2 protein-coding genes and 2 pseudogenes are annotated in these 4,696 nt (G+C 41.7%); 2 read left to right on the top strand and 2 right to left on the bottom strand.

Annotated features, from left to right (window positions below; all coding sequences use genetic code 11):
• Positions 1-113: 113 nt before the first annotated feature.
• On the bottom strand, positions 114-317 hold the full coding sequence (locus F6K27_RS32490; RefSeq protein WP_287300967.1) for a hypothetical protein: 204 nt from the start codon (positions 315-317) through the stop codon (positions 114-116).
• 483 nt (positions 318-800) lie between these two features.
• Between F6K27_RS32490 and F6K27_RS32485 the strand changes: the two are divergent.
• A pseudogene (locus tag F6K27_RS32485) lies at positions 801-1,097 on the top strand (hypothetical protein); the annotation flags it as partial.
• A 387-nt stretch (positions 1,098-1,484) separates the two neighbouring features.
• The gene (locus F6K27_RS34215; RefSeq protein WP_353736103.1) at positions 1,485-2,060 is read left to right on the top strand and encodes a hypothetical protein; all 576 of its coding nucleotides are present in this window, start codon (positions 1,485-1,487) and stop codon (positions 2,058-2,060) included.
• 1,427 nt (positions 2,061-3,487) lie between these two features.
• Here F6K27_RS34215 and F6K27_RS34210 read toward each other — a convergent pair.
• Positions 3,488-4,072 (bottom strand): annotated as a pseudogene (locus F6K27_RS34210) (DUF4912 domain-containing protein); the annotation flags it as partial.
• Between the last annotated feature and the right edge of the window lie 624 nt (positions 4,073-4,696).

The following is a 4,696-nucleotide window of genomic DNA, read 5'->3' as shown; positions in this document are numbered from 1 at the left end:
TTGGAGTTCTATCTCTAACTTTTAGCCAGTGACATAACTCTACATCGTGTTAGCGGAGCTTTGCGTTAGCAAAATTCCCCCTGTCCAATAACCACCAGTTTATATTTTTTTAATCACCGTAAAACTGATTTAATAAGTGCCTTTTGCTCCGCTAAATTAGTAGAGCCTTTTTGGAGCAAAACTTGCAAGTAAATAGGTAATGCTCTTTTTTTGTAGATAGTGGCTATCACGAAGATATGATGATTTTTCCATTGTCTTCTATCTATAGTTAAAATTAATTGACTACCATCAACAAATTCTCGACTCATAATCATCATGATCATTGGAAACCAAAACAATGGAAGGCTCAAAGAAAATAATGTTAAAAATCTTTGTATATGTTTTCGACTACTTTCATATGTGATTGGTAAAGGAAAACAACCAGAAATGCCTTTATATTTTGACAGTTTTCTGTACCGTTAATCACCAAACTAAAATTTTTAAAGTTTGGACTTGAGTATCACTCCAGGATTGTTGAAAATATGACTCATACAATAATGAAAATTGCATTTGGTTGGTCTATTTATGTAAGTGGATCGACTTTTTCTACCATAAAATGTGAGTGATGACTACCATCAACAATTGAGATAAAAATCAACTTGAATTGGGGGAGAAGGGATTGGTAGGCTTCACGTGCCAACCCCTTCTCTAAAAATGATGATCATTATTATTGAGGAAAAATCCAGATTTTATACAGAGGTATAATCATTGAAACTATTGCCCCACAATAGGTTTGAGGTGCTTGTCACCCCCTGAGCCAGACTCAACAATTAGAGGGAACTAATGGGATTGTCAGACAGCAGATAGGTCGGTGACATCGCACCCCAGAATAAATTTGGTCAGGTCTGGGAACAGATAAAGATCACAGTTAGGTTGGCGTTTGCGGAGCGTGGCATCAGGCGTATCGCCTACTTTAATTGGATTTGGGTTCATAGTCCCAATCACAATACTGCTGCCCAAAGAGCTGGGTTAGGATTCGCGGAGGATACCGTCAGCAGTATCGCTCCTTGGAAGTGGAATGAGCTGATACCTATCCCACACTTTGCGCTCTGCACTAACCAGTTATAAGGGCGATCGCTTTACCTTACAAAACTTTACAAACACTTTTTTAGCAAGGTATAAATGAGCGATCGCTACTTATACCTTAGCTATCAATAGTTAAACTGCTGATTTTTCATCTTACCCATTCCAAAACAGCTTCTTGCTTTGTATTAGTGCGACGTTCGGGGGTTTCACGAGCGAACTTCATGTGTATAGAACGGTTTTGTTCGCCATCCACTGCCACTGCCATGATAGGATAATCAATTAAACCATCAGGGAAGGCCATCTGGAAACGGAAAGTACCATCAGAATTGAGTTTAATAGGTCGTCCACCAATAGTGACAGTAGCATCTGGTTCCGTTGCACCGTGAATAATAAGTTCGGCATCAGCAACTAACCAGAACTTGCGGGGACGAACTGGTGGCATAGAAGCAGCAACACCAGACATATTCATGCCCATACCAGAAGCAGTTAAACCTACCCCTGACATATTCATGCCCATACCAGAAGCAGTTAAACCTACCCCTGACATATTCATGCCCATACCAGAAGCAGTTAAACCTACCCCTGACATATTCATGCCCATACCAGAAGCAGTTAAACCTACCCCTGACATACTCATACCCATGCCCGAAGCAGTTAAACCTACCCCTGACATATTCATGCCCATACCAGAAGCAGTTAAACCTACCCCTGACATATTCATGCCCATACCAGAAGCAGTTAAACCTACCCCTGAAGCAGTTAAACCTAGACCTGACATACTCATACCCATGCCCGAAGCAGTTAAACCTACCCCTGAAGCAGTTAAACCCATGCCCGAAGCAGTTAAACCTACACCAGACATAGTTTTACCTAACCCCGACATATTCATGCCCATACCGGAAGCAGTTAAGCCTACCCCTGAAGTTGTTAAACCTAACCCTGACATATTCATGCCCATACCGGAAGCAGTTAAACCTACACCAGACATAGTTTGACCTAACCCTGACATATTCATGCCCATACCAGAAGCAGTTAAGCCTACCCCTGAAGTTGTTAAACCTAGACCTGACATATTCATGCCCATACCGGAAGCAGTTAAACCGACACCGGACATAGTTTGACCTACCCCCGAAGCAGTTAAACCTACACCAGACATAGTTTGACCTAACCCTGACATATTCATGCCCATACCGGAAGCAGTTAAACCGACACCGGACATAGTTTGACCTACCCCCGAAGCAGTTAAACCTACACCAGACATAGTTTGACCTAACCCTGACATATTCATGCCCATACCGGAAGCAGTTAAACCGACACCGGACATAGTTTGATCTACCCCCGAAGCAGTTAAACCGACACCAGACATAGTTTGACCTAACCCTGACATATTCATGCCCATACCGGAAGCAGTTAAACCGACACCGGACATAGTTTGACCTACCCCCGAAGCAGTTAAACCGACACCAGACATAGTTTGACCTAACCCGGAAGCAGTTAAACCTACCCCTGACATGGTTTGACCTACACCAGACATATTTATGGCCATGCCAGAAGCGGTTAAACCTACACCAGACATATTCATCCCCATGCCAGAAGCAGTTAAACCGACACCAGACATGGTTTGACCTACCCCCGAAGCAGTTAAACCTACACCAGACATATTCATGCCCATGCCCGAAGCAGTTAGACCTACACCAGACATGGTTTGACCTACCCCCGAAGCAGTTAGACCTACACCAGACATGGTTTGACCTACACCAGACATATTCATGCCCATGCCCGAAGCAGTTAAACCGACACCAGACATGGTTTGACCTACACCAGACATATTCATGCCCATGCCCGAAGCAGTTAAACCGACACCAGACATGGTTTGACCTACCCCCGAAGCAGTTAAATCTACTCCTGAAGTTGTTAAACCTACACCAGACATATTGATGCCCACACCAGACATAGTTTGACCTACCCCCGAAGCAGTTAAACCCACACCAGACATAGTTTGACCTACCCCCGAAGCAGTTAAACCCACACCAGACATAGTTTGACCTACCCCCGAAGCAGTTAAACCTACACCAGACATGGTTTGACCTACCCCCGAAGCAGTTAAACCTACACCAGACATGGTTTGAGTAGCTCCAGAGATATTGCCACCAGATGACCACATCCCTACACCTGATGCCATAGTATAGGAACTGACTCCTTCTTCAATCATTTGGCCTGAACCAGGAACCATTTGAATAGAGCCAAACATAGAACCAGCAATCCTTTGATTCTCGACTTCAGCTATGCCGAACATCTCTTCATAAATATCATCGGGACGATCGTGAAAAGTAATTTTGCGACTAGCAGGAACCAGTTCCATAAAGGTTTTCCCACGTAAATCTTCATCCCAACTTACTGTAATGAATTGGTCATCAATCCAATCTGAGGGATAAACTGGTGGAATATGCACTCGCTCAGAACTAGCTAAAACTAACCACCGACCATCAGCACATCGATACCCTATTTCCACAACATAGTCGCGATCGCTTACTGGAATTGGTATGTACCATTCACGAGCTAATTCATCACAAGGATATTCCTGAATGCTGTGGGGACTTTGGTAGCTTAATTTGATGTCAGTTACATCATAGATACGCAGCGCTAACTGCTGTCCCCCCTGACGACGTAACTTTTCTTTCTGTCCATTAGGAATATCCCAATAGGCGTAGGCCCACTCTGGATCTCGTGGCATTAAAACTATTCGGCTTTTAGTATACCCATTGGGTAAATCTGTTAAACCTTCATCAATGGATGAAAGAAAATCATCATTTTTGTTTTCTTGCCCTAACTCAAATTTTTTTGCTTCCACCTCTTCTTGTGTTTCTAATGCTGAAGGTGGAGCGGATGAGGTATGGCTAATACCTTGAGCTTCCATCACTGATGCCAGTAGTTGTGCTTTACGCATTCTGCTGTAACGAGATATACCTAGCTCACTAGCGACTTTGCGTAGTTGTCTCAAAGTCATCTCTTCTAAGGGTGGACGTTCTTGAACCATTCTGTATGTTCTCCTTTTTTTTGACAGTGTTTAGTATTTCATTTCCCAAAACTTAACAGGAAATTACATCTAATTTTCTTGTTTTTTTGAAGGACTCTTTTTCCCGATCCAACAAATACTTGAAGGCTCTTAAGAGTTTCGAGATATATAGAAACGATCAGAACAGCATTTTTTTGGGATCGCCGGGATCGCCTTTAAATGTATATCTTGCAGAATATTTTAGATTTGGTCAAGAGTGCTTACTTAAAGATTATGAGTATACATACGGGTTTATAGGCAATTCTGGAGTTCTAATGTTACGGTTTCTTAACATTACTGATGTTATAATAAATCATAATATTATCAATTAATAAATATATCTTATAATTATACTAAAAATTACTAATAAATATTCTGATTAAAAGTGGCAGAAGTTTGAAGCAATCCATAGATTTAATGTAGGCGTTGCATAAATGTGCTTGGGATTTTATAGCAATGAGCGCTGGCATCTTTACATATTACATAAATATTGATAATGTAACATAAAAGTAACTGTATGAGCTGTATTTTTCATAAATTAGGCGATCGCTAAAGGTTAAAGTTTTAAGGATGCGT

It is taken from the genome of Okeania sp. SIO2F5, assembly GCF_010692685.1.
GTDB classification, from domain to species: Bacteria; Cyanobacteriota; Cyanobacteriia; order Cyanobacteriales; family Microcoleaceae; genus Okeania; species Okeania hirsuta.
The sequence above is the reverse complement of the archived record's forward strand: the minus strand, read 5'-3'. Positions and strand labels throughout refer to the sequence as shown.